The sequence below is a fragment of the Xenorhabdus kozodoii genome, assembly GCF_002632875.1.
Lineage (GTDB): Bacteria > Pseudomonadota > Gammaproteobacteria > Enterobacterales > Enterobacteriaceae > Xenorhabdus > Xenorhabdus kozodoii.
Window position 1 is genome coordinate 71,436 of sequence record NZ_NJCX01000012.1, and the last position, 3,032, is coordinate 74,467.

Annotated in this window: 2 rRNA genes (1 of these 2 only partly in view); both read right to left on the minus strand. The window is 54.6% G+C overall.

What is annotated here, in order from left to right:
• Window position 1: 1 nt before the first annotated feature.
• A 5S ribosomal RNA gene (rrf, locus tag Xkoz_RS26860) occupies window positions 2-117 on the minus strand.
• Between the two features lie 78 nt (window positions 118-195).
• Window positions 196-3,032: ribosomal RNA gene (locus Xkoz_RS26865) — 23S ribosomal RNA — on the minus strand; it runs 295 nt beyond the window's last position.

Consider the following 3,032-nt stretch of genomic DNA (forward strand, 5'->3'; position numbering starts at 1 on the left):
TGTCTGGCAGTGCCCTACTCTCGCATGGGGAGGCCCCACACTACCATCGGCGCGACGGCGTTTCACTGCTGAGTTCGGCATGGATTCAGGTGGTCCCACCGCGCTATTGCCGCCAGACAAATCTGGGTTCAATCTCGAACAAGCTGCTGTTTTCTGAAACTTTCTCTCTCATCCCCAAAACACCTTCGGTGTTGTCAGGTTAAGCCTCACGGTCCATTAGTACTGGTTAGCTCAACGTCTCGCAACGCTTACACACCCAGCCTATCTACGTCCTCGTCTCGAACGCTCCTTCAGTACCCTCAGGGGGTAAGGGAAGACTCATCTCAAGGCAAGTTTCCCGCTTAGATGCTTTCAGCGGTTATCTCTGCCGCACTTAGCTACCGGGCAATGCCATTGGCATGACAACCCGAACACCAGTGGTGCGTCCACTCCGGTCCTCTCGTACTAGGAGCAGCCCCTTTCAATCTTCCAACGCCCACGGCAGATAGGGACCGAACTGTCTCACGACGTTCTAAACCCAGCTCGCGTACCACTTTAAATGGCGAACAGCCATACCCTTGGGACCTACTTCAGCCCCAGGATGTGATGAGCCGACATCGAGGTGCCAAACACCGCCGTCGATATGAACTCTTGGGCGGTATCAGCCTGTTATCCCCGGAGTACCTTTTATCCGTTGAGCGATGGCCCTTCCATTCAGAACCACCGGATCACTAAGACCTACTTTCGTACCTGCTCGCGCCGTCACGCTCGCAGTCAAGCTAGCTTATGCCTTTGCACTAACCTCACGATGTCCGACCGTGATTAGCTAACCTTCGTGCTCCTCCGTTACGCTTTGGGAGGAGACCGCCCCAGTCAAACTACCCACCAGACACTGTCCGCAGCCCGGATTACGGGCCCACGTTAGAACATCAAACATTCAAGGGTGGTATTTCAAGGATGGCTCCATGCAGACTGGCGTCCACACTTCACAGCCTCCCACCTATCCTACACATCAAGGCTCCATGTTCAGTGTCAAGCTATAGTAAAGGTTCACGGGGTCTTTCCGTCTTGCCGCGGGTACACTGCATCTTCACAGCGAGTTCAATTTCACTGAGTCTCGGGTGGAGACAGCCTGGCCATCATTACGCCATTCGTGCAGGTCGGAACTTACCCGACAAGGAATTTCGCTACCTTAGGACCGTTATAGTTACGGCCGCCGTTTACTGGGGCTTCGATCAAGAGCTTCTCCCGGAGGATAACCCCATCAATTAACCTTCCAGCACCGGGCAGGCGTCACACCGTATACGTCCACTTTCGTGTTTGCACAGTGCTGTGTTTTTATTAAACAGTTGCAGCCAGCTGGTATCTGCGACTGGCCTCAGCTCCATGGGTAAACCACTTCACCTAACGCCAGCGTGCCTTCTCCCGAAGTTACGGCACCATTTTGCCTAGTTCCTTCACCCGAGTTCTCTCAAGCGCCTGGGTATTCTCTACCTGACCACCTGTGTCGGTTTGGGGTACGATTGTGTGTGACCTGATGCTTAGAGGCTTTTCCTGGAAGCAGGGCATCAACCACTTCAGCACCGTAGTGCCTCGTCATCGCGCCTCAGTGTTAACAAATGACCGGATTTGCCTGGTCATTCCACCTACACGCTTAAACCGGGACATACCGTCGCCCGGCCGGCCTAGCCTTCTCCGTCCCCCCTTCGCAGTCACACCCAGTACAGGAATATTAACCTGTTGCCCATCGACTACGCTTTTCAGCCTCGCCTTAGGGGTCGACTCACCCTGCCCCGATTAACGTTGGACAGGAACCCTTGGTCTTCCGGCGAGCGGGTTTTTCACCCGCTTTATCGTTACTTATGTCAGCATTCGCACTTCTGATACCTCCAGCAGGCCTCACAGCCCACCTTCAACGGCTTACAGAACGCTCCCCTACCCAACAACATCGAAATGTTGCTGCCGCAGCTTCGGTGCATGGTTTAGCCCCGTTACATCTTCCGCGCAGGCCGACTCGACCAGTGAGCTATTACGCTTTCTTTAAATGATGGCTGCTTCTAAGCCAACATCCTGGCTGTCTGAGCCTTCCCACTTCGTTTCCCACTTAACCATGACTTGGGGACCTTAGCTGGCGGTCTGGGTTGTTTCCCTCTTCACGACGGACGTTAGCACCCGCCGTGTGTCTCCCGTGATAACATTCTTCGGTATTCGCAGTTTGCATCGGGTTGGTAAGTCGGGATGACCCCCTAGCCGAAACAGTGCTCTACCCCCGAAGATGACTTCACGAGGCGCTACCTAAATAGCTTTCGGGGAGAACCAGCTATCTCCCGGTTTGATTGGCCTTTCACCCCCAGCCACAAGTCATCCGCTAATTTTTCAACATTAGTCGGTTCGGTCCTCCAGTTAGTGTTACCCAACCTTCAACCTGCCCATGGCTAGATCACCGGGTTTCGGGTCTATACCCTGCAACTTAACGCCCAGTTAAGACTCGGTTTCCCTGCGGCTCCCCTATACGGTTAACCTTGCTACAGAATATAAGTCGCTGACCCATTATACAAAAGGTACGCAGTCACCCCACCACTAAGCCCCCTCTGCTTGATGTTGGCGGTTGGGCGTCGCTGGCGCGTCGCCGACCGTCATCAGGCAAAAGATGACGCTGTGGACTTCACCACTGGCTTAGTGGTGGGGCTCCCACTGCTTGTACGTACACGGTTTCAGGTTCTGTTTCACTCCCCTCGCCGGGGTTCTTTTCGCCTTTCCCTCACGGTACTGGTTCACTATCGGTCAGTCAGGAGTATTTAGCCTTGGAGGATGGTCCCCCCATGTTCAGACAGGATACCACGTGTCCCGCCCTACTCTTCGAGCTCACAATACCTGCGTCTTCGGATACGGGGCTATCACCCTTTACTGCCGGCCTTTCCAGGCCGTTCTCCTGACGCAGATGCTGATGTTGGCTCTGGGCTCCTCCCCGTTCGCTCGCCGCTACTGGGGGAATCTCGGTTGATTTCTTTTCCTCGGGGTACTGAGATGTTTCAGTTCCCCCGGTTCGCCTC